We start from the raw sequence: 22,827 nt of genomic DNA, 5'->3' as shown, positions 1-22,827 counted from the left end.
GCAGTAGAATCTGCGGATTCTATCAGCTCCTGATGGCCGCATGTCCGCGCCCCACATACCATTTCATTTTCGTCTTACCGTTCTCGCCGCTGCACTCTATTGTGCAATGGCGCATTCGGCCGAGCCTATGCCTATTGAAGTCGAGGCCGACAACGTCGTCGGCACAGCCCAAGGGCAGACTGAGGCCAAAGGCAATGTTCAACTCCACCGAGGCGATCTTGATGTAAACGCTGAATGGGCTAAATTCGATCAAAAGACCAATCGCATCACTGCGGGCGATCAAGTCGAAATGACACGCCAAGGGGACGTGCTAAAAGGTAATCAGCTGGATTACTTGCTAGATACCAAATATGGCTCGCTGACCCAGCCTGATTACGCGATGGCGCAAGGCTTGGGCCGTGGCGATGCCGTAAAATTATTATTTGAAGGCGACGATAAATATCGCCTATCAGATGGCCGTTTTACCACTTGCCAACCTGGTGACAATGCGTGGTTTTTACATGCGAATGAGCTAGAGCTGGATTACACCACCAATAAGGGCATCGCCCATAGTGCGTGGTTGGAATTCAAAGGCGCGCCGATTATGTATATGCCGTGGATGAATTTTCCACTCAATAGCAATCGGCAGACTGGCTTTTTAGCGCCCTCATTTAGCACCAATAACCGTAATGGCTTTGAGTTTTCCACGCCGTTTTACTGGAATATCGCCCCTAATTACGATTTCACGCTAACGCCGCGCTATATGTCGCGCCGCGGGATAATGCTGGGCGGCGAGTTTCGCTATCTGCAGCCCGATTACGCTGGCACGCTTAAAGTCGAGGGGCTGAGCAGTGATGCAGTCTCGGGCTCTGATCGCAGTAGTATTGTATTTCAGCACCAACAAACGCTGACAGAACGCCTGTCGCTAAGTTTAAATGTACAAAAAGTATCGGATAACGATTACTTTAACGATTTTGGTGACCGCTTAAGTGTGGCCTCCCAAACCAACCTACCACGTGAAGCCGTGCTCAGTTATCGCGGTGACAACTGGCAGGCTTTTGGTCGCTGGCAGCGCTTCCAAACCATCCAAAGCACTACAAATCCAGTGGATGAGCCTTACGCTCGAGTGCCACAACTAGGGTTTTCGGCCAATCCGGAGTGGATTCCTGGCCTACAGCTCAGTATTGCCGGGGAAGCCACCGAGTTTAATCACTCGACCAAAATCAATGGCACCCGCGTTTGGGCCAAGCCTGAAGTAAGCATGCCGTTTAATAACTCCTATGGGTTTATTAAACCCAAACTGAGCGTGCACGCATCCAGCTATCAATTACGTGCCAATGCCGCTAATCAGGTCGACAGCACAGAAAACCGCGTTGTCCCGATTTTTAGCGTTGATAGCGGCCTTTACTTTGAAAAAGAAAGCCAGCTATGGGGCGAGGACTACACGCAAACCTTAGAGCCACGTGCTTACTATGCCTACGTGCCTTATAGAGACCAATCTAAGCTCCCTAACTTTGATTCGGCCATTACTGATTTTTCATTTGCCCAAATGTTTTCGGAAAATCAGTTTTCGGGCAATGATCGTATCAACGACGCGAATCAACTGACTTTAGCGGTTTCATCTCGGCTCTATGAATCATCCACAGGGATTGAGCGCGTTCGAGCCACCATCGGCCAGCGTTTTTACTTTACCGAGCAAAGAGTCACCTTGGATGCGCCAGGCCGGCCTGATGAGACCACCACTTCAGATTTATTACTCTCTGTAAGCGGCCAAGTATGGCGTGATTTTATGCTGGGCTACAGCCTGCAATACAATGCCAAAGACAATCGCACCATTCGCTCCGATGTTAACCTTGGCTGGAGCCCAGGGGCTTTCCGCGCTTTAAATATGCGCTATGTGATCAACAGTAATAGCAATATTGAGCAACTGGATTTCTCTGGCCAATGGCCACTTGGGGGGGGATGGTATGCCATTGGCCGTGCCAACTATTCCCTACGTGACAACAAGGCTTTGGAAACTCTAGGTGGTGTTGAATATAATGCGGGCTGCTGGGCCTTACGCTTTGCGGCCCAACGCTACATTACCAATGACGGCACATTCAATACCAACTTCTTTGCCCTACTCGAATTGGGCGGGCTAGGTGGTTTAGGCAGCAATCCAATCGATGTGCTTCGCCAAACTATTCCTGGTTACACCGATACCTACAGCAAGGTCTACTGATTATATGAAGCTGCGCCACGTTTCCCGCGCCTTAGCGCTCGTTGCCCTGATCGGCACCGCCCATATTGCCTCGGCATCCATTCAAACCATTGACCGCATTGTTGCCGTAGTCAATAAAAGTGCGATTACCCAGCAAGAATTGGATGCGCGGATTAGCAGCATTCAAAAAAACATGGCCAGCCAGCAAATCACACCACCATCACCTAGCGTGCTGAAACAGCAGGTTTTAGATCGGATGATTCTGGAGCTGGTGCAAGTTCAATACGCCGACCAAATCGGCATTCGTATTGATGATAGCCAACTAGAACGTGCGATTGGCCGTATGGCTGAGCAAAACAAAATGTCCTTGCCGCAGTTTCGTGAAACGCTGGCCAAGCAAGGCACGAGCTGGAAATCATTTCGTGAAGATATTCGCCGCGAAATCACCCTTAGCCGCTTAAGAGAGCGCGAAATCGATAACCGTATTGTTATTGGCGATAGCGAAATCGACGAATACCTCAAGCTTAATCACGGCAAAGAGCAACAAGAGTTTCGCTTAGCGCATATTTTGATTCCGCTGCCAGAAAACGCTAGCCCAGAGCAAATTGCCGCCAAGCGCACCCGTGCCCTCGCTGCAGTCAAAGAAATTGAATCAGGCAAAGACTTTGCGTCCATCGCGGCGGTTTACTCCAGCGCGCCGGATGCCACCAGTGGCGGTAGCCTAGGCTGGCGCGCGGCAGGCTCACTGCCTCCTGCCTTTACGCAGCTACTAGAAAAACTAAAACCAGGTGAAATCACTGACTTGGTACGCAGCCCAGGCGGCTTTCATATTGTGAAGCTGTTAGAAAAACGCAGCCAAGAACAAAAAACGATTGTTGAGCAAACTCACGCACGCCACATCTTGATTCGCACTAATGAGCTTGTTTCTGAAAATGATGCACGCCAACGCCTCAACCAGCTGGTAGATCGCCTAAAAAATGGTAGCAAGTTTGAAGAACTCGCCCGCCTCTATTCCGATGATGGCAGCGCCAGCAAGGGCGGAGATTTAGGCTGGCTCACCCCAGGCGAAACCGTGCCAGAGTTTGAAAGCGCAATGAACGCACTCAAGCCCAATGAAACCAGCGGTGTGATTCAATCGCCGTTTGGCTTGCATATTATTCAAGTGCTAGAACGCCGCTCTAAAGACATGACCGTAGAGCGTGAGCGTTTCCGTGTACGCAATGAATTAAAACAGCGTAAGAGCGAAGAGCAGTTTGAAGACTGGATCCGCCAGCAACGTGACCGTGCCTTTGTGGATCTTCGTTTAAAGGATGAGTAAGCCCTTATGCATTGCCATTACTAGCGGCGAACCCGCTGGTATTGGCCCAGAAATCTCGGCCATGCTGGCAGCAGGTGCCCCACTTGCTTGCCAGCTAGTGATTCTTTGCGATAAAAACCTGCTGCAACAAAGGGCAGAGCAATGCCAGATCAGCAGCAATTGGCCGGATTACTCGCCAGATAGCAAAGCAGCAGTTTCCGTTTTACATATTCCACTGAGCGCTGAATGCCACGCAGGCCAGCTCAATGCAGGCAATGCCCGTTATGTGCTCGATATTTTGGATAGAGCCAGCGCTGGCTGCCTAAGCGGTGAATTTGCCGCTATGGTGACGGCCCCTATTCACAAAGGGGTGATTAATGAAGGCGCAGCCTTAGGGCGTTTGTTCTACGGCCATACCGAATACCTTGCTGAGCGATGCCACACCCCTCAAGTGGTGATGATGTTGGCCTGTAGCGAAATGCGCGTGGCACTCGCCACCACGCATTTACCGCTTAAAGACGTGGCCGCCGCCATCACCGCCGAATCGCTCAGCACCACACTGCGTATTTTGCATAGCGATCTACAAACTAAATTTGGCATTGCTCAGCCGCGTATTATTGTGGCGGGGCTAAATCCGCACGCGGGTGAATCTGGGCATTTAGGCATGGAAGAGGTAGAAATTATCTCGCCAGTACTGGAAGCGCTCAGGCTGGAGGGTATGACGCTAATCGGGCCATTGCCCGCAGATACCCTATTTAATCGTAATATCCTCGCCTCTGGCGATGCCGTGCTGGCGATGTACCACGATCAAGGCCTACCCGTACTCAAATACGCGAGCTTTGGATCAGGCATCAATATCACCCTTGGCCTACCGATTATTCGTACCTCTGTGGATCACGGCACCGCCCTTGATCTGGCTGGCAAAGGCAGTGCCGATGCAGGTAGCTTACTCGCCGCCACGCAGTTGGCGATCGAGCTGGCAGCAGCCAGCCAAGGCTGATTATTTTATGGGGCGGCTAAAATCGTCCCCTCGTGTTTTTTACTTCGGCGGGCTATCCCACCAAACCCACCAAACTATGCGTTCACGTTTTATGATTTGAGCGCTGCTGGAAATAATGAATGGCTTCTTCGCATATCCCCCGTAAACGTTTCGGGCAAAATTTTTTACAAGACCAAAGCGTGATCAACGACATCATCAACTCCGTCAGCCCCAAAAAAGGCGATGTGCTGGTTGAGATTGGCCCCGGCCTTGCCGCACTCACCAAGCCACTAATGGATCGCACTGATATCCTGCATGTGGTAGAGATCGACCGCGATATCGTGGCACATTTATCCGAAAAGTTTTCCCCAGAAAAACTGGTGATCCACAATGTGGATGCGCTGAACTTTGACTTTGGCGCTTTGGCGGCCCAAATCGCCCCTGATAGCAAAATCCGCCTGATCGGCAATTTGCCTTACAATATTTCCACCCCGCTGCTGTTTCATCTAGCTAGCTTTGGTGAGTCTATTTTTGACATGCACTTTATGCTGCAAAAAGAAGTGGTCGATCGCATGGTGGCTGAGCCTTCCACCTCAGACTACGGCCGCCTCAGCATTATGTTGCAGTACCGTTTTAATATGGAACGCGTATTCGACGTGCCACCAGAAGCCTTTTTCCCACCGCCAAAAGTTGATTCATCCATCGTGCGTATGGTGCCTTGGGCAACGCTACCTAGCGTTGCGACCCATTACGAGCACCTGCAAAAACTGGTGGCGCAAAGCTTTGGTCAACGCCGTAAAACACTGCGTAATAACGTAAAAAGCCTTGTAAGCGATGCCGAGCTAGAAGCCCTAGCGATTCCTCCAGGCTGCCGCCCTGAAAACGTCACGCTTGAGCAATATGTGGCGCTCAGCAATTACCTAGTTGCAGCAGGCCGATAATTTGTCTGACGGGTTTCACCCCATGTGCGCCAACAAAAAAATGATGATATTAATCAGCTAATTAAACATAAAACCACAGAGATCCACAGAAAAAAATAAAGCCCTGTATTGAGCCTTTCTCTGTGTCCTCTGTGCCCTTACTCTCTCTGTGGTTCAAGGTTTGGCGCTATTTCATACACGGTTAAGGTTCTATGTAATTTTAGTTAGCGCATATGGTGTTTCACCCGCCCAAACGTCAGCCTAGGGTTTCCCCGCCTTGCCAACACCACCCAATACTTAACAGAATTAGGCCTCTTGTCATGACCCAATCCAAGCCGATGATCAAATTTAATCATGTAAATAAATGGTATGGCCGTGACCACCACGTGCTAAAAGATATCAGCCTTGAAGTTAAACAAGGCGAGGTTGTCGTGGTTTGCGGCCCATCTGGCTCGGGTAAATCCACCCTCATTCGCACCATCAACCAGCTAGAGCCCGTCAACGACGGTGAAATCTGGATTGGCGACGTGCAAGTCACCAGCCCTAAAACCGACATCAATAAGCTACGTGCCGAAGTGGGATTTGTATTTCAGCACTTTAATCTCTACCCGCATTTATCCGTGCTAGAAAACATCACACTTGCCCCAATTCAAGTAAAAGGCATGAGTAAGGCTGACGCCGAAGCACAGGCGCTCACCCTGCTCGAACGCGTGGGTCTTTCAGATAAAAAACACGCTTACCCATCTAACTTATCGGGTGGGCAGCAGCAGCGGGTGGCCATTGCCCGTGGCCTAGCCATGAACCCAAAAGTCATGTTGTTTGACGAGCCTACCTCTGCACTCGATCCAGAAATGATCGGTGAAGTGTTGCAGGTGATGAAAACTTTGGCCGAATCCGGTATGACGATGATGGTGGTTACGCACGAAATGGGCTTTGCCCGCGAAGTGGCAGACCGCGTATTATTCCTCGATCAAGGTGTGGTTTTAGAAGATGCTCATCCAGAAACCTTCTTTACCAACCCACAGCACGACAGGGCTAAGCAATTTCTACGTCAGATTCTAGCACCTATGCAGCAGTAATATTTGTAAGCGATAATAAAAACGGCCCCTTGTGGGCCGTTTTGTTTGAAACACTAAGGAGTATCCCCAAAGTCTTATTTTTTCAGTCAGTCTATACTGAAACAAATACAGATCCCCCGCTATTTTAGGAGAACACCCGATGAAGAAATTGTTGCTTGTTTTGGCTGTATCCACTCTTTTTACCGCAACAGCGCAAGCTGAGGAATTAAACGGTACATTAAAAAAGATTAAAGAAACTAAAACTTTGGTGCTAGGCCATCGCGATTCATCCATTCCCTTCTCCTATCTAGACAATAGCCAACGCCCAATTGGGTACTCGGTTGAAGTTGCAAATCACATTGCAGAAGCCATCAAGAAAAAACTCAATATGCCCTTTATTGAAGTTCGCTATAACCTAGTGACTTCACAAACACGTATTCCATTAGTACAAAATGGTACGGTTGATTTGGAATGCGGCTCTACTACCAATAATGTAGAGCGCCAAAAGCAAGTCGCATTCTCTAACGGTATTTTTGAAATTGGCACGCGTTTACTCACCAATAAAAAATCTGGCGTTAAAGACTTTGCCGATTTAGCGGGTAAAAACGTGGTGACCACCGCAGGTACTACTTCAGAACGTCTAATTAAAAAGATGAATGAAGAAAAGAAAATGAATATGAATATCATCAGTGCTAAGGATCACGGTGAATCCTTCCTGATGCTGGAATCCAATCGTGCAGTGGCCTTTATGATGGACGATGCGTTGTTGGCTGGTGAAATTGCTAAAGCTAAATCACCTGCAGATTGGGCCATTGTTGGCACACCACAATCCAGTGAGATTTACGGCTGCATGCTGCGTAAAGATGATCCACAGTTTAAAAAACTGGTTGATGAATCCATCGTTGATCTTTATAAGAGCGGCCGCATCAAAGCCGTTTATGCACGCTGGTTTACCCAACCAATTCCGCCAAAAAACTTAAATCTTAATTTCCCAATGAGCGAAGATCTAAAAAAATTGATCGCTAGCCCAACAGATAAATCCGCAGAACAGATGTAAAAGGCCGATTTTATTAAGCCAAAAACATCAGGGAGGCTTTAGGGCCTCCCTGATTCCTTCGGAGACAGCGTATGAATTACAACTGGGATTGGGGCGTTTTTTTTAAGCCCACCGGTATCGGTAGTGAAGTTTATTTAGATTGGTTTATTTCTGGTCTTGGCTGGACACTTGCACTGGCTTTATCCGCGTGGATTATTGCGCTGATTTTAGGCACGATAATGGGCGTGGCACGCACGCTGCCAAATCGCTGGGTTTCTGGTATTGCCAGCGCCTATGTAGAGCTATTCCGTAATATTCCACTGCTCGTGCAATTGTTTATTTGGTATTTCTTAGTACCAGATTTTCTACCTGAATCACTGCAAATTTGGTTTAAACAAGATATCAAACCCTCCACATCCGCCTTTATCAGCGTGGTTGTTTGTTTAGGCTTATTTACCTCGGCACGGGTTTGTGAGCAGGTTCGCACCGGCATTCAAGCACTACCTAAAGGGCAAGTTAATGCAGGATATGCACTGGGTTTAAATATCGCTCAGACTTATCGCCACGTCTTATTGCCGCAAGCATTTCGTATTATTATTCCGCCACTCACATCAGAGTTTTTAAACGTATTTAAAAACTCATCCGTTGCCTCCTTAATTGGGCTGATGGAATTACTGGCACAAACCAAACAAACAGCTGAATTTACCGCTAATTTGTTTGAAGCCTTTACCCTTGCCACCATTATTTATTTCACGCTCAATATGAGCTTGATGGTATTTATGCGCTGGGTAGAAAAGAAAACCAGCGTGCCTGGCCTCATGTCGCTGGGAGGGAAATAAAATGGATTTATCTAATATCGTTCCAGCCCTGCCAGGCCTTATTGAAGGCATGATACTCACGCTAGAGCTGCTGTTTTTTGCAGTATTAGGTGGCGTAGCCTTAGGTACTTTATTGGCATTGGCACGTATGTCGAGTAATCCAGTTTTATCCAAACTGGCTGGGTTTTATGTCAATTATTTCCGCTCCATCCCACTGCTCTTGGTCATCACTTGGTTTTACTTTATGGTGCCCTTTATTATTGGCTGGGTTACCGGAAGACCTACCCCCATTGGTGCGTTTACCTCCTGCTTAATCGCCTTTATGATGTTTGAAGCCGCTTATTACTGCGAAATTGTGCGGGCAGGTATTCAAGCTATATCAAAGGGCCAAGCCAACGCAGCCTACGCCTTAGGGATGAATTACAGCCAAGCAATGCGCTTAATTATTTTGCCGCAAGCATTTAGAAAAATGATGCCCCTGCTGCTAATGCAAAGCATTATCTTGTTTCAAGATACATCCTTGGTTTATGCCGTAGGCCTGATGGATTTCCTCAATACCGCCCGCTCTAAAGGCGATATTGTTGGCCAGCCGCATGAATTTTTACTACTTGCTGGTGCGGTTTACTTCCTGATTAGCTTTAGTGCATCCATGATTGTGAAGCGTTTGCAGAAAAAACTTGCAGTATGATTACCGGTAAAACGGTAGCGTTACCCATACACTCGCTGGCGCCATGCTTCAGCACCGTTTGCAAAAGAGGTTAGCAGTATGATTTCAATTCAGAACGTCAATAAATGGTACGGTAGCTTTCAAGTACTGACCGACTGCAGCACCGAAGTAAAAAAAGGGGAAGTGATTGTTGTTTGCGGGCCATCTGGCTCAGGCAAATCTACGCTCATTAAGTGTGTTAATGGCTTAGAGCCCTTTCAGTCAGGCAAGATTTTGATCGGCGACACCTCGGTGGGCGATCCTAAAACTGATTTGCCTAAATTGCGCTCTAAAGTGGGCATGGTGTTCCAAAACTTTGAGCTATTTCCTCACCTATCCATCACCGACAACCTCTGCCTTGCCCAGCAACGCGTACTAGGCCGCAGCATGGATGAAGCGATGGAAAAAGGTCTAAAACTACTCGATCGCGTAGGCCTAAAAGCCCAAGCTAACAAATATCCAGGGCAGCTTTCGGGTGGACAGCAGCAGCGCGTTGCTATCGCCCGCGCCCTCGCCATGGACCCCATCGCCATGCTGTTTGACGAGCCCACTTCAGCGCTTGATCCAGAAATGGTTAATGAAGTGCTGGATGTAATGGTTGAGCTGGCTCACGAAGGCATGACCATGATGTGCGTGACCCACGAAATGGGTTTTGCCCGTAAAGTGGCCACCCGCGTGATCTTTATGGACCAAGGCCATATTGTGGAAGACGCCAGCAAAGACGAGTTCTTTAACCAAACCCGCTCCGAGCGTGCTCAGCAGTTTTTATCGAAAATTTTGCAGCACTAAACGACAAAACACTCATCAACGCCACGCTCTTTTCGTGGCGTTTTTTTTGGCTAATGCCCAGCCATATTCCAAATACTTACCAAAACTAAAATGAATATGTTTTAAAGCCGAAAGGCAAGGAATGACAAGGAGGTATACAATCCCGCCTTTATAAGGTGCTCAACACGAGTGAAACGGGAAACAGGTTTAAATCCTGTGCTGCCCCTGCAACGGTAAGCAAGTCAAAACGCATCAATGCCACTTTCTTATTAATAGAAAGGAAGGCGATGCGTTTGCTCTATAGAGCAACTTGCCAGCCCGGAGACCGGCCTTAAACCTTTGCCACCGGCAAAGGCAACCAACGCGCGGCAGGGTGCACGAAGCGGGTGAGATTCATCGCGCTTATCTGCCATGCATCATCTCCTGCTCCCCCTGCTGCTATCACGCCACACAGCGGGTGTGGCAATCAGGAGAGAGAAATGTTATTCCGTATCACCCCATTTGTACTAACTACCCTTGCAGCAAGCCTCTGTGTTCATGCTGAAACAATTCAGCTACCAGCCGTTGTCACCACTGCCGCTCGCCTGCCGCAAACGACCAAAGAAGTCATCGGCGATGTGACTGTTATCGATCAAAAAGCCATTCAAACCGCAGGTACTATTAGCCTACCAGAGCTACTGGCACGCCAGCCTGGCGTACAGATATCAAGCAATGGTGGAGCAGGTAAAGCAACCAGCATTTATTTACGCGGCAATAGCGCCCAACACACCTTGGTACTGATTGATGGTGTGAGAATTGGCTCTGCCACATTAGGCACAGCAGCACTGCAACATATTCCACTTAGCCAGATCGATCGGATTGAAGTACTACGCGGGCCCGCTGCCAGCCTCTATGGTTCGGATGCCATCGGTGGTGTGATTCAAATTTTTACCAAAGAGGGTAAAAAGGGCTTCCATCCACAAGTTGAACTTGGCTATGGCAGCAATAACACCATCAGTGCCAGCGCTGGCATTTCAGGGGGAAATGACGATACTCGCTATGCACTCAATCTGGCTCACTTCAAAACAGATGGCATCAGCTCAATCAGCAATCCTAAAAATCCTGGCTATTTTGATGATAAAGATGGCTACGAAAACAACAGCGTTTCTTTATCGCTAAAGCACCGTATTAATGAAGATCACGAGTTGGGAGCCAATCTTTTACAAGCTTGGGGTAAAAATCAGCTGGATGGTTATGTCAGTGATTCAAACTACGTTGCACGCGCACAAAGCTATAATTATCGTGATGAAACCCAGAACGGCAGCGCCAGCATCTGGAGCAAAAATAAGCTAACAGCTCACTGGAATAGCCTCTTAAACTTAGCTTACAGCATCGATGATAATAAGAACTTTACCCCACGCGCATTCAACGACTACCACGATAAAGTCAGTCAGATCAAAACAGCACAGACTCAGTTGTCATGGATGAATGACTTTGAGACCCAAGCGGGCACTTGGCAGCTAGGGGCTGAAACTTTAGAGCAAAAAGTCAGCGGCGATCAGCAATACGATAAAGACCATCGCCGCATTAACAGCCTGCAAGCTGGCTACTTAGGCCACCTCGATATTTTATCGGTGCAATTAAACGTACGCAGCGATGACAACTCTTTGCTAGGCCGTAAAAACACCGGTAGCGCAGCCTTTGCTTTAGAGTTAACTGATGCTTGGCAAGTCGGTACAACATTTGGTACCGCATTTAAAGCGCCAACATTTAATGATTTATATTGGCCAAACTTAGGCAACCCCAATCTGTTGCCTGAAGAATCAATCAATAAAGAAATATTTGTTCGCTTTAATGGTAAAGAAATCAGTTCATCTTTAACTGTTTATAAAAACCGAGTATCAAATCTCATTCAATGGGCTCCAGCACCAACCGCTGCAGACCCTTACAGATGGCTTCCATCCAATGTGGCTCAGGCCGAGCTGCAAGGCGTAACGCTTGCCGCAGACTGGCAAGCTAATGGCATGCTGGCTGGTTTTAGCTACGACTACCTGAATGCAAGCGATGAATCCAACGGGGCAAACAGGGGCAATGAACTAGCCCGCCGTGCTAAATACTCCGGCACGGCTTACGCTGGACTCACCCTTAATGCATGGACGCTGCGTGCCGAAATCCAAGCACAGAGCAAGCGTTTTGACGACCCAGCCAATAAGAAACAACTGGCAGGCTATGCGCTGACCAATCTCTCCGCTAACTGGCAAGTCAATAAAGAATGGTCTTTGCAAGCGCGTGTGAACAATGTATTTGATACCGAATACGAGCAAGTAAAAGACTATGGCACACAAGGTATTAACGCCATGCTCAACTTACGTGGGCAATATTGAGCACCGAGCTTATCTTAGGCGGGGCGCGTAGCGGCAAAAGCAGTTATGCGCTGGCAAAAGCACTGGCCCACGACGGCCCGGTGTTTTGGCTGGCCACCGCTCAGGCTTTTGACGAGGAAATGCAGGAACGCATCCTGCGGCACAAGGCCGAGCGCCCCGCACATTGGCAAACGCTAGAAGCGCCATTGCAGCTGGCTGCGGCACTCACACAAAGCCAAGATCAATTTTGTGTGATCGATTGCCTCACGCTCTGGTTATCCAACTGGCTTTGTCTGGAGGATATGGCGGGCTGGGCAACAGAAAAACAGGCCTTTATCGCCGCCGCTGCCGCACACCAAGGCACGCTGTTATTGGTCAGCAATGAAGTGGGATTTGGCATTGTGCCTGATAATCCCTTGGCCCGATTATTTAGGGACGAGGCTGGCCGCTTGCATCAGGATATCGCCACGCAGGCCGCAAATGTCACGCTGATTGTCGCCGGAATACCTATGCCGGTGAAGCGTGGCGGATGCTAAGCACAACTCACTGGCTCAGCGCCTTCGCCCTTGGCCTGCTGTTAGAGCTTTGCTTGGGCGAGCCTAAGCGCTTGCACCCACTAGTGGGCTTTGGCTGGCTAGCAGCCAAGCTGGAGCGGTGCTTTAATCTGGCTGGCCGCTTGCAGGTAAGCAACAGCCCCCCCTCCCCCCAGAAAACCGTCATCCCCGAATGTTTTTATCGGGGATCCAGAACCACCGCTGGATTCCCGCCTTCGTGGGAATGACGAAGTTTTGGCAAGCCTTAAATATGTGTCGAGGCGCGCTGGCGTGGCTTTTACTCATAGGCACATCACTCGCCACCTTTGCCTTACTAAAGCATTTTATAGGCTGGTGGGCCGACGCCTTGGCGCTGTGGTTTGCCCTTGGCGCACGCAGCCTGTTTGAACACGTTCAAGCCATCGCCCGCCCCTTAAGCCAAGGAGATTTAGCCGCTGCCCGCAGCGCCGTTAGCCGGATTGTTAGCCGTGACTGCCGCCAGCTCGATGAAACCGGCGTCGCCAAAGCAGGCTTAGAATCCACGCTAGAAAACGGTGCCGATGCCATTTTTGCCACGCTGTTTTTCTTTGCGCTATTGGGTGGCTATGGCGCTTTGCTGCACCGCTTTGCCAATACCCTTGATGCGATGTGGGGCTATAAAACCCCGCGCTTACTTCACTTTGGCCGCATCGCAGCAAGGGCCGATGATCTGCTCAACTTGATCCCTGCCCGCCTCACTGCACTCAGCTACGCCCTGCTCGGCCATAGCCGCAGCGCGTTTTTCTGCTGGCAAAGCCAAGCGCCACTCTGGGATAGCCCCAATGCTGGCCCCGTCATAGCCAGCGGTGCTGGAGCCTTGCAAGTTTCTTTAGGCGGCGATGCGACGTATCACGGCGAAATCCATTCCCGCCCACAACTGGGCTGCGGCCCTCTGCCAACAGCCTACGATTTGCAGCGTGGCATTGCGCTATTACAGAAAACACTGGCCCTGTGGATTGCTCTTTTATTAGGAGGTGCGTTGTGGATGCTGTAAATCAGCCCCTGCACGGCGGCGATCTGCAACGCGCCGTCGCCCTATATGGTGGAGATTTAACCGACTGGATCGACTGCTCCAGCGGCATCGCTCCTTGGGCTTATCCCCTGCCAGCCGTCCCCGATGATGTTTGGCAACGCCTGCCCGATCAGGATGACGCGCTACTAAAAGCGGCCCAAAACTATTACGGCTGCGATCAATTGCTACCGCTGGCTGGCAGCCAAGTAGCCATTGCCCTGCTACCTAAATTACGTGCGCCCTGCCGCATCGCCATTATCAGCCCAGCCTATGCTGAGCATCATTGGCAGTGGCAGCAGGCTGGGCATCAGGTCAGCGCAATCAGTAGTGAGCAAGTGGATAAATGCTTAGAGAACAGCAGCATTGATGTGCTTATCGTGGTCAATCCAAACAATCCCAGCGGCGAGCAAATCAGCGCGACCACTTTGCTGGCTTGGCATGCCAGCCTTGCCAAGCGTGGCGGATGGCTGGTGGTGGATGAGGCCTTTGCCGATTGCTGCCCCGAAAATACCCTGCTACCCCAAGCCGGATTATCAGGGCTGATTATTCTGCGCTCCATAGGTAAATTCTTTGGCCTAGCGGGGATTCGTCTGGGCTTTATCGCCTGCGAAAAGCCGCTTTTAGCAGAAATAAAACAAGCACTCGGCCCTTGGCATATCAGCGGCCCCGCCCAATGGGCAGGGCAAATCGCTTTAAGTGATAAAGCGTGGCAAGCCGCTCAGCAACAGCGTTTGCTGGCAAATCAGGAGTGGATGATCGCCATACTCAGCGAAGCAGGTTTAGCCCCTAGCGGCAGCCTACCACTGCTGCACTGGTGCCCAACACCCAATGCCAAAGCGCTACATAGCCAACTCGCCAAACACAAAATATGGTGTCGCCTGTTCCAGCAAAACAATCACCAAGGCCTGCGCTTTGGCCCGGTGGCAGAACATCAGCAAGCACTGTTTAAAACTCGGCTATGGGCGGCGCTAAGCAATCCAACGATGGTTTTGTAGGGCGGGTGGAACCCGCGTATTTTTCAGCATCACTCGCGAGTTTCACCCGCCCTACGAAAAACATTTTGCTTAAATAGATGAAACTGGAATACTTTCCCGCCGCAACGCACACGGTACGCGAAAAAAGGATTTAAACATGAACACACCCACAAAAATCGCCTGTCTTTCCAGCGAAACCGTGGATGTTTTATACGCACTCGGCCAGCAGCATCGCATCGCTGGCATTAGCGCTTTTTCGCGCCATCCTGAGGGCGTGACCAAGCAGCATCCGATTATTTGTGGCTTCTCTAGCGCCAAAGTCGAGAAAATCCTCGCGGTAAAGCCTGATCTGGTGCTGGCTTATTCCAGCCTGCAAGGCGAGATGGTGAAAGAATGCGTATTGGCCGGTTTGGAAGTGCACTTTTTCAACCAGAAAAGCCTGGCAGGTATCTTTAATATGATCGCCACGCTGGGCCGCTTGCTCGATTGCCAGCCAGCCGCCACGGCGCTCATTGCCGATTTACAAACCCAAATCGACGCCGCCCGCGCCCAAGCGGCCAGCTTCAAATCGCGGCCTAAAGTCTATTTTGAAGAATGGCACGACCCGCTCTACACCGGCATCCGCTGGGTTTCTGAGCTAATCGAGATTGCCGGTGGCGACGATATTTTTAGCGAGCTATCCCACGCAACGCGCGCCAAAGATCGCACCGTTAGCCCAGAGCAAATTATTGCCGCTCAGCCTGATATCATCATCGGCAGCTGGTGCGGCCAGCCCTTTGATGCTGACGCAGTGCGCGCAAGACCAAACTGGCAGACCATATCCGCCATTGCCAACAATCAGCTATTCGAAATAGCCAGCCACGACCTGCTCGTCCCCGGCATCGCCGCGATTCGGGATGACTTAGGGCAAATCCAAAAAATTATTGCGGATTGGCAGTTGCATATAAAACCCAAGTCTTGAAACACGGAGCTCACAGAGAACACGGAGTTTCACGGAGAAAACCGAATATCAATCAAAAATCACCAGAAAATTAAGTAATCCTTTAAGACTTTAGCAGTACTAAGTAATTTGCTTTTTGAGTAGCACACTAAGAAAAAACGTAAGTTCTACGCTCTTCGCACGGGGCTTTTACCTCACCCTGAGACCAGCCGATCGAGGAACAAGCGGCATGGGGAAGTCGTCAATTCGTGTTTGAGCGAAGCGAGTTGAATTGACGCCATGCCGATTGTCCGCAGAGAGGGAACCCCGCGCAGCGGGGCGCAGACGCCGGGGCGGCCTTCTTTTGGTTCTTTTCTTGGCCGTTAAGAAAAGAACGCCCCCGCGGTGGCTACCGCACCAAAACACCGTGCCGCAGGCACTATTTAAATAATATTTTTAAGTTAGCGAATGACCGGAGAGCCATCACCATGACCATCAACACCGAACGTAATGCCCGCCACGCCGCCCGTATGGCGCGTAAAAAAGCCGTTATCGACGCGCATATCGCGGAGGCCAATATCGACACCGGCATCATGATTCTGCTCACTGGCAATGGCAAAGGTAAATCGTCTTCCGCCTTTGGCATGGTGGCGCGCGCCATTGGCCACGGGCTGAAAGTAGGCGTAGTGCAGTTTATTAAAAACCGCACCGATACCGGTGAAGAAGCCCTGCTCGGCAAGCATTGCGAATGGCATGTGATGGGCGATGGCTTTACCTGGGAAACACAGAATTTTGAAGCCGATAAGCAAAAGTCCGAAGCCGCATGGGTAATGGCCGCCAAAATGCTCAATGACGAGAGCTATGATGTGGTGGTACTGGACGAGCTGACTTACTGCCTCAGCTACAAATATCTAGATAAAGACATCATCATTAAAGACCTCGAATCCCGCCCAGAAATGCAGCACGTCGTGGTCACTGGCCGCGCCGCCGTGCAAGAGCTACACGATATTGCCGACACGGTTACCGTGCTTAACGATGAAAAGCACGCCTATAAAGCCGGTATCAGAGCGCAAAAGGGTTTGGAATGGTAACAGCCGCCACCCTGCTGATCGCCGCCCCTTCTTCGGGCAGCGGCAAAACCACGATTACTGCGGCCTTAGCTTGGCATCATCGCCGCTTGGGCCGCAGGGTGCGGGTATTTAAGTGTGGGCCAGATTTTCTAGACCCAATGCTGCTTGCCTACGCCAGCGGCGCACCAGTCAACAATCTGGATTTGTGGATGGTGGGCGAGGATTTATGCCGCCAAATGCTAGCGGATGCCGCGCAAGAAGCTGACATTATTCTAATCGAAGCGGTGATGGGTTTATTTGATGGCGAGCCTTCTGCCGCAGATTTAGCCATGCGGCTAGGCCTGCCAGTGCTGGCGATTATCGACGCCAGCGCTATGGCACAAACCTTTGGCGCACTGGCTTTTGGGCTGGCGCACTATAAAAGCGATCTGCCGTTTTATGGCGTGCTGGCGAATAAAGTTGCAGGCGATCGCCACGCACAAATGCTGCAAGAATCAGCAAGGCCCGAGCATTGGCAAGGCTGGCTGGGCAAGCATGAAGCCCTGCCCGAGCGCCATTTGGGCCTTGTGCTGCCGAATGAAATCCCCGATCTGGATCAAAAACTCGATGCGCTGGCCGATGCCTTAGCTAGCCAGCCGATTGCGGCGTTGCCGCCAGTCATAGATTACAGCGCCTCTGCACACCCAGCATTAGCGCCACTACTGGCAGGCAAACGCATCGCCATCGCGCGCGACGCAGCGTTTTGCTTTATCTACCCAGCCAATTTAACTTGCCTGAGCGAAATGGGTGCAGAGCTGGTGTTTTTCTCGCCGCTCGCCCATGAAGCCCTGCCGGATGCCGACGCGCTCTACCTGCCAGGCGGTTATCCGGAGCTACACGCCACAACACTCGCGGCTCATCCCAGCATTGCCGCCGATTTACGCCACTGGCTCGCCGCAGATAAGCCGGTGTTTGCCGAATGCGGCGGTATGCTGACGCTTTGCTCATCGTTAACACTCGCAGATGGTACTTCACATAAAATGTGGGGAATTTTAGACGCTGCAGCCACTATGCAAAAACGCCTTTCAGCGCTGGGTATGCAGGCTTTTGACTTAGGCGCGGGCGAGCTACGCGGCCACACTTTTCACTACTCAACATTACAAAGCACGCTACAGCCATTACGCCATGCTACGCCTTGCCGTTTAGGCAGCCAAGGTGAAGCAATCTATCGCCAAGGCAGCCTCACCGCCAGCTATGTGCATGCATGGATGATGAGCAATCCCACTGCCAGTGCGGCTCTTTTTGGACATTCTTTATGAAAACCATCGCCCTTGCCGCCAGCCTACTGCTGGCCTTTAATGCGGCGGCCAGCGTCAGCGTAAAAGACGATCGTGGCCAAGAAATCACCTTAGCCAAGCCAGCCCAGCGCATCATCAGCCTCGCCCCGCATGCCACCGAAGACTTGTTTGCCATTGGCGCAGGTAAGTTAATTGTTGGCGCGGTAAATTACAGCGACTACCCGCCAGAAGCGAATAAAATTGAGCGTATCGGCGGCTATAACGGCTTTGATCTGGAACGTATCCGCGCCCTTAAACCCGACCTGATCGTGGCATGGCAAAGTGGCAACCCCGCCAAACAGCTGGCGCAAATCGAAACACTAGGCCTGCCGGTTTTTTATACTTTTTCTAAAAAACTCGGCGATGTGCCAACGGTGCTAGAGCGTTTAGGCGTACTCACAGCCAAAGAGCCTGAAGCGCAGCTGGCGGCAAAAAAATACCGCGACAGCCTAGCTAGCTTAGAGAAAAAATACGCAGGCAAAAAACCAGTGCGCGTGTTCTATCAGGTATGGGACAGGCCGCTAATGACCATCAATCATGAGCAAATTATCTCTGATGCTATGCGCCTGTGTGGCGGAGTGAATGTGTTTGCCAACTTACCCGCCCTCGTTCCCACCATCGACGACGAAGCCGTACTCGCCGCCAATCCGGAATCCATTATCACCAGTGGCGAGCCAGGTGTGAAAGATAACTGGTTAAGCCGCTGGAAACGCTGGCCTAATCTGCAAGCCAGTAAAAACAAACAATTTCACGTCCTACCCAAAGACCTACTCAGCCGCATGGGCCCAAGGCTGGTAGAAGGCACCGCCAAACTTTGCGAAGCGATTGATAAAGCGCGTTAACACCTAAGCCAAACCCAAACCTTGAAACACGGAGTTAAGGAGAACACAGAGTTACACGGAGAAAAACAAAAACTCTAATAGTGGATCACAATAAAAAGTGCGTAATCCAGCGCTAATGAGAAGGTCTAAAACCTAACATTTATGATCTTCTCCGTGAAACTCTGTGTCCTCTGTGCCCTCCGTGTTTCAAGATTTGGGTTTTATTATTCTCAGCAATTTAAGATTTGGTTTTTTAGGTAAAGTAATTATAAATATGAAGCATTCCCGCCTTACCCCCGCCAGGCTCACCCTTACACTACTTGTGCTAAGCGGCCTGCTGCTGATTACCGTTATTCTGAGTCTCTGCTTCGGCAGCACCAGCTATCGCCCATGGCAATTACTGGGTACTGGGCCCGATGCCGCACTAGCCCGTGATGTGGTGCTCGAGCTGCGCCTGCCACGCACCTTGGCGGCCATTGCCGTTGGCGGTTTACTGGCCTTGGCCGGTGCATTACAACAAGTTTTACTCAGAAATCCTCTTGCTGATCCTTACATCCTAGGCACCTCAGGCGGGGCAAGCGTCGGGGCTTTACTGGCGCTACTGCTGGGCGCAGGTGTGGCCGCCGTCAACCTGGCTGCAGGCTGTGGTGCTTTACTCAGTATTACGCTGGTGTTTATCTTGGCGCGCAAAGATCACTCCAGCAGTCAGGCACGATTACTTCTCACTGGAGTAGCGATTGCCTCTTTTTGTGGCGCACTTTCCAGCTTATTACTCAGCCTTGCTCCCGATGGTCTCTTACGCGGCATGGTGTTCTGGATGCTGGGCGATCTGGCCGGAGCGCGCTGGCAACTGGCATTAGCGCTGCTGTTGGCGCTGCTTTTACTGGTTTGGCCACTGGCACGGCAGCTGAATGTGCTCAGCCAAGGGGCGCAAACCGCGCATGCGCTCGGGGCCAATACGCGTAAATTGCAATGGCTACTCTACTTTGTGGCCGCTGCTGCAACGGCCATCGCGGTAACCACGGCAGGCATGATCGGCTTTATTGGCCTGATCGTTCCACACGCCTTGCGGCTGGTTTTAGGCCACGATCAACGCCTACTCTTACCTGCCGTAGCCCTCACCGGCGGCACGGTTTTACTTGCTGCAGATATCGCTTCACGCATTATCCTTGCTCCCCAACAACTCCCTGTTGGAGTGATCACCGCGCTAGCCGGTGTGCCGGTATTTTTATGGCTATTACAACATCGAGGAGTCGCACGATGAGCCATTTATCACTGCACTCCTTAGCCATTCAGCAGGGCGAGCGCCTGCTTTGCCAAGATTTAAACCTTGAAATTAACAAGGGCGAAAGCTGGCTTATTTTGGGAGAAAATGGCTGTGGCAAAAGCACCTTACTCGCCACATTAGCGGCATGGCTCAAGCCCACAGCAGGCAAGATCCAACTCAATCAGCGGCCATTAAAAGAATGGGCTGGCCACGAGCGGGCCAAAGAAATTGCATGGCTTAGCCAGCAGGATGACTGCCCTTTTCCTATCTCCGTCATCGAAAAAGTACTCAGCGGCCGCCATCCTCATCTAGGCGCGTGGGATTGGGAAAGCCAAGATGATCTGCGCCTTGCTGATGAGCAATTAGCGCGGCTAGATCTAAGTGATCTAAAACACCGCGATCTAGCCACGCTATCAGGCGGTGAGCGCCGCCGAGCCAGCCTTGCGGCGACGCTCGCTCAGCAAGCCCCGTTAATTTTGCTCGACGAGCCCTTATCCCAGCTCGATCTACGCCACCAGCAACAAGCCCTTGCAGTACTGCGCGAAGAAAACCAAGCAGGCAGAACCCTGCTGATGGTCAGCCACGATCCCAACCACGCCCACCAATGGGCAAGCCATGTACTGCTGATGTTTGGTGATGGGCAATGGCAGGCAGGGCCGACTTCAGAAATCATGAATAACAAGAACCTCAGCGCGCTCTACCGCACCGAAATCCGCAGCGCCAGCATCGAAGGGCAAGAGTGGTTTATCCCGCTGCCCCGCTGAGCCACAAACCCAAAACCCAAATCTTGAACCACGGAGTTTCATAGAGAAAAACTGAGCGGCTAAAAAATAATGCCCCCAAATGCCACGCTCGTCATTCCCGAATGTTTTTATCGGAAATCCAGCCGCACTAACGGATTCCTACCCAAGGCATGTGGCGATGACTTCATTTCAGCAAGGGGCGTTTAATAATGACCAAGTCATTAATCTTTGCCCCAAGCAAGTTTTCTCAGTGTTCTGTATTCGATCTCCCCGTTCTCTGTGTCTACAGATCTTAGCTTTGAATCTTTCTAACTACCAATCTTGCACAAGGCAAAACCATGCCCACTCTTATGATTCAAGGTTGCACCTCTGATGCAGGCAAGACCACCATCGTTGCCGCGCTCTGCCGCATTCTGCTGCGCCGTGGCATCAAAGTGGCTCCATTCAAGCCACAAAATATGGCGCTCAATAGCGCAGTCACCGCGGACAGCGGCGAAATTGGTCGCGCCCAAGCCATGCAAGCCGTTGCTGCAGGCATTGCCGCGCATACCGATTTCAACCCCGTATTACTTAAGCCTTCCAGCGATTGCCGAGCGCAGGTCATCATCCAAGGCAAAAGCATAGGCAATCTGGATGCAGTGGATTATCACGCCTATAAGCAAACGGCAAAAAAAGCCGTATTTGAATCATGGGGGCGCTTACAAAATCAATACGAATGGGTGATCGTCGAAGGGGCTGGTAGCCCCGCCGAAATTAATCTGCGGGAGGGTGATATCGCCAATATGGGCTTTGCTGAAGAAGCAGACTGCCCTGTCTGGCTGGTTGCCGATATCGATCGGGGTGGCGTATTCGCTCACTTTGTCGGCACCCTGTCTTGCCTGTCTGTCAGCGAGCAAGCAAGGGTCACGGGCTTTATCATTAATCGCTTTCGTGGTGATATCAAATTATTACAAGGCGGTATAGACTGGCTTGAGCAAACCACCGGCAAACCGGTGCTAGCCGTCGTACCCTATCTGCACGGCTTAGATATCGCAGCAGAAGACGCCGTGCCCCGCACTGCGGGTAATGGCGGCGACTTTAAAATCGTTATCGCCACCCTGCCGCATATTTCCAACCACACCGATTTCGATCCGCTGCGCCGTATTCAAGGGGTAGATTGCAGCTACGCCACGCCCAATCAGCCCTTGCCAGCCGCCGATCTACTGATCATCCCCGGCAGCAAAAACACCCGTGGCGATCTGGAATGGCTACGCTCCCAAGGCTGGGATAAGCAAATCGAAAAGCATCTACGCTTTGGCGGGAAAGTCATCGGCATCTGCGGCGGCTACCAAATGCTAGGCCAAAGCATCGCAGATCCACTTGGGCTAGAAGGCAAGGCGGGTGATTCTAAAGGGCTGGGCTGGTTACCCATTGCCACATCGCTAGAGCAAGACAAACAGCTGCGTAATTTATCAGGGCATTTAAGCGCTAATGGCGAAGAAGTAACAGGCTACGAAATCCATCACGGCGAAACCCAAATCCTTGATGGAAACGCCACCCCGCTCATAAAATACGCCAATGAACACGATGGCATCATCACCGAGCAAGTACTTGGCTGCTATCTGCACGGCTTATTTGATTCCAGCGAAGCATTAAAATCATTACTGGCTTGGGCTGGCCACCAAGTTGCAGAAGTTGTCGATCACCAGCAGCTATTAGAACAAGAAATAGACCGCCTGAGCGACGCACTAGACCAAGCCATAGATTGGGAAAAAGCCAAACAAGCGGGCCTAAATATCTCTTGATGACATAGCTTTTGTAGGTTGGGTTAGCAGTCTGCGTGCGAGGTTTACCTCGCTCAGCGATAATCGCGTAACCCGACATGCGAACCACTGATGCTTAATCGCTTGGCTCCGGCCCACCCGCATTTCTTGCGCGCAAAGCAAAACCCCCGCCTCTTTCGAGTACGGGGGTTCTGTTTACTACATAAGGTGTCTGGCGATGACCTACTTTCACACAGGTAATCTGCACTATCATCGGCGCTAAGGTGT

21 protein-coding genes and 1 riboswitch are annotated in these 22,827 nt (G+C 50.9%); all 21 genes read left to right on the top strand.

The features are described from left to right. Positions 1–40: 40 nt before the first annotated feature. Positions 41–2,200 carry an LPS-assembly protein LptD gene (locus tag R6242_RS02855; RefSeq protein ID WP_318423471.1) on the top strand — a complete coding sequence of 720 codons (2,160 nt, stop codon included), beginning with the start codon at positions 41–43 and terminating at the stop codon, positions 2,198–2,200. 4 nt (positions 2,201–2,204) lie between these two features. After that, positions 2,205–3,497 (top strand): peptidylprolyl isomerase, encoded by a 1,293-nt coding sequence (locus R6242_RS02850; RefSeq protein WP_318423470.1) that lies wholly within the window; start codon positions 2,205–2,207, stop codon positions 3,495–3,497. Beyond that, entirely contained in the window at positions 3,490–4,476 is a 987-nt protein-coding gene (pdxA, locus tag R6242_RS02845) for a 4-hydroxythreonine-4-phosphate dehydrogenase PdxA (protein ID WP_318423468.1), read from the top strand. Before R6242_RS02850 ends, pdxA begins: the two co-directional genes overlap by 8 nt. Positions 4,477–4,595: 119 nt before the next feature. After that, positions 4,596–5,396: a 16S rRNA (adenine(1518)-N(6)/adenine(1519)-N(6))-dimethyltransferase RsmA gene (gene rsmA / locus R6242_RS02840; protein ID WP_318423467.1), complete on the top strand. Its 801-nt coding sequence runs from the start codon at positions 4,596–4,598 to the stop codon at positions 5,394–5,396. Between the two features lie 317 nt (positions 5,397–5,713). After that, positions 5,714–6,454 carry an amino acid ABC transporter ATP-binding protein gene (locus R6242_RS02835; RefSeq protein WP_293937986.1) on the top strand — a complete coding sequence of 247 codons (741 nt, stop codon included), beginning with the start codon at positions 5,714–5,716 and terminating at the stop codon, positions 6,452–6,454. 139 nt (positions 6,455–6,593) lie between these two features. Continuing rightward, positions 6,594–7,490, top strand: a complete 897-nt coding sequence (locus tag R6242_RS02830) for a glutamate/aspartate ABC transporter substrate-binding protein (RefSeq protein ID WP_318423465.1) — start codon at positions 6,594–6,596, stop codon at positions 7,488–7,490. A 71-nt stretch (positions 7,491–7,561) separates the two neighbouring features. Next, positions 7,562–8,308 carry an amino acid ABC transporter permease gene (locus R6242_RS02825; RefSeq protein ID WP_318423463.1) on the top strand — a complete coding sequence of 249 codons (747 nt, stop codon included), beginning with the start codon at positions 7,562–7,564 and terminating at the stop codon, positions 8,306–8,308. Position 8,309: 1 nt separating this feature from the next. Beyond that, on the top strand, positions 8,310–8,975 hold the full coding sequence (locus R6242_RS02820) for an amino acid ABC transporter permease (RefSeq protein ID WP_293937957.1): 666 nt from the start codon (positions 8,310–8,312) through the stop codon (positions 8,973–8,975). A gap of 78 nt (positions 8,976–9,053) precedes the next feature. After that, complete coding sequence (locus R6242_RS02815) at positions 9,054–9,782, top strand: amino acid ABC transporter ATP-binding protein (protein WP_293937956.1); 729 nt, start codon at positions 9,054–9,056, stop codon at positions 9,780–9,782. Positions 9,783–9,918: 136 nt separating this feature from the next. Next, a riboswitch (cobalamin riboswitch) is annotated at positions 9,919–10,110 on the top strand. A gap of 130 nt (positions 10,111–10,240) precedes the next feature. Beyond that, complete coding sequence (locus R6242_RS02810) at positions 10,241–12,124, top strand: TonB-dependent receptor domain-containing protein (RefSeq protein ID WP_318423460.1); 1,884 nt, start codon at positions 10,241–10,243, stop codon at positions 12,122–12,124. After that, the gene (gene cobU / locus R6242_RS02805; protein ID WP_318423458.1) at positions 12,121–12,639 is read left to right on the top strand and encodes a bifunctional adenosylcobinamide kinase/adenosylcobinamide-phosphate guanylyltransferase; all 519 of its coding nucleotides are present in this window, start codon (positions 12,121–12,123) and stop codon (positions 12,637–12,639) included. The genes R6242_RS02810 and cobU overlap by 4 nt, the downstream gene beginning before the upstream one ends. After that, positions 12,633–12,884 carry a hypothetical protein gene (locus tag R6242_RS02800; RefSeq protein ID WP_318423456.1) on the top strand — a complete coding sequence of 84 codons (252 nt, stop codon included), beginning with the start codon at positions 12,633–12,635 and terminating at the stop codon, positions 12,882–12,884. The genes cobU and R6242_RS02800 overlap by 7 nt, the downstream gene beginning before the upstream one ends. After that, positions 12,881–13,669, top strand: coding sequence for a CobD/CbiB family cobalamin biosynthesis protein (locus R6242_RS02795; RefSeq protein ID WP_318423455.1), 789 nt, complete (start codon positions 12,881–12,883; stop codon positions 13,667–13,669). Before R6242_RS02800 ends, R6242_RS02795 begins: the two co-directional genes overlap by 4 nt. Continuing rightward, positions 13,657–14,682, top strand: a complete 1,026-nt coding sequence (gene cobD / locus R6242_RS02790) for a threonine-phosphate decarboxylase CobD (protein WP_318423453.1) — start codon at positions 13,657–13,659, stop codon at positions 14,680–14,682. The genes R6242_RS02795 and cobD overlap by 13 nt, the downstream gene beginning before the upstream one ends. A gap of 136 nt (positions 14,683–14,818) precedes the next feature. Continuing rightward, positions 14,819–15,622 carry a cobalamin-binding protein gene (locus R6242_RS02785; protein ID WP_318423452.1) on the top strand — a complete coding sequence of 268 codons (804 nt, stop codon included), beginning with the start codon at positions 14,819–14,821 and terminating at the stop codon, positions 15,620–15,622. 446 nt (positions 15,623–16,068) lie between these two features. Next, positions 16,069–16,671, top strand: a complete 603-nt coding sequence (gene cobO / locus R6242_RS02780) for a cob(I)yrinic acid a,c-diamide adenosyltransferase (protein ID WP_318423451.1) — start codon at positions 16,069–16,071, stop codon at positions 16,669–16,671. Further along, positions 16,665–17,948 (top strand): cobyrinate a,c-diamide synthase, encoded by a 1,284-nt coding sequence (locus tag R6242_RS02775; protein ID WP_318423450.1) that lies wholly within the window; start codon positions 16,665–16,667, stop codon positions 17,946–17,948. Before cobO ends, R6242_RS02775 begins: the two co-directional genes overlap by 7 nt. Further along, positions 17,945–18,808, top strand: a complete 864-nt coding sequence (locus tag R6242_RS02770; protein WP_318423448.1) for a cobalamin-binding protein — start codon at positions 17,945–17,947, stop codon at positions 18,806–18,808. The genes R6242_RS02775 and R6242_RS02770 overlap by 4 nt, the downstream gene beginning before the upstream one ends. 253 nt (positions 18,809–19,061) lie before the next feature. Beyond that, complete coding sequence (locus tag R6242_RS02765; RefSeq protein ID WP_318423445.1) at positions 19,062–20,051, top strand: iron ABC transporter permease; 990 nt, start codon at positions 19,062–19,064, stop codon at positions 20,049–20,051. Then, positions 20,048–20,818 (top strand): ABC transporter ATP-binding protein, encoded by a 771-nt coding sequence (locus R6242_RS02760; RefSeq protein WP_318423444.1) that lies wholly within the window; start codon positions 20,048–20,050, stop codon positions 20,816–20,818. Before R6242_RS02765 ends, R6242_RS02760 begins: the two co-directional genes overlap by 4 nt. Before the next feature lie 317 nt (positions 20,819–21,135). Continuing rightward, on the top strand, positions 21,136–22,581 hold the full coding sequence (locus tag R6242_RS02755) for a cobyric acid synthase (RefSeq protein WP_318423442.1): 1,446 nt from the start codon (positions 21,136–21,138) through the stop codon (positions 22,579–22,581). Positions 22,582–22,827 lie beyond the last annotated feature (246 nt).

The organism is Iodobacter sp. CM08 (genome assembly GCF_033446605.1).
Taxonomy (GTDB): domain Bacteria; phylum Pseudomonadota; class Gammaproteobacteria; order Burkholderiales; family Chitinibacteraceae; genus Iodobacter.
Note: the sequence above shows the minus strand (reverse complement) of the source record. Positions and strands in the feature narration are given on the sequence as shown.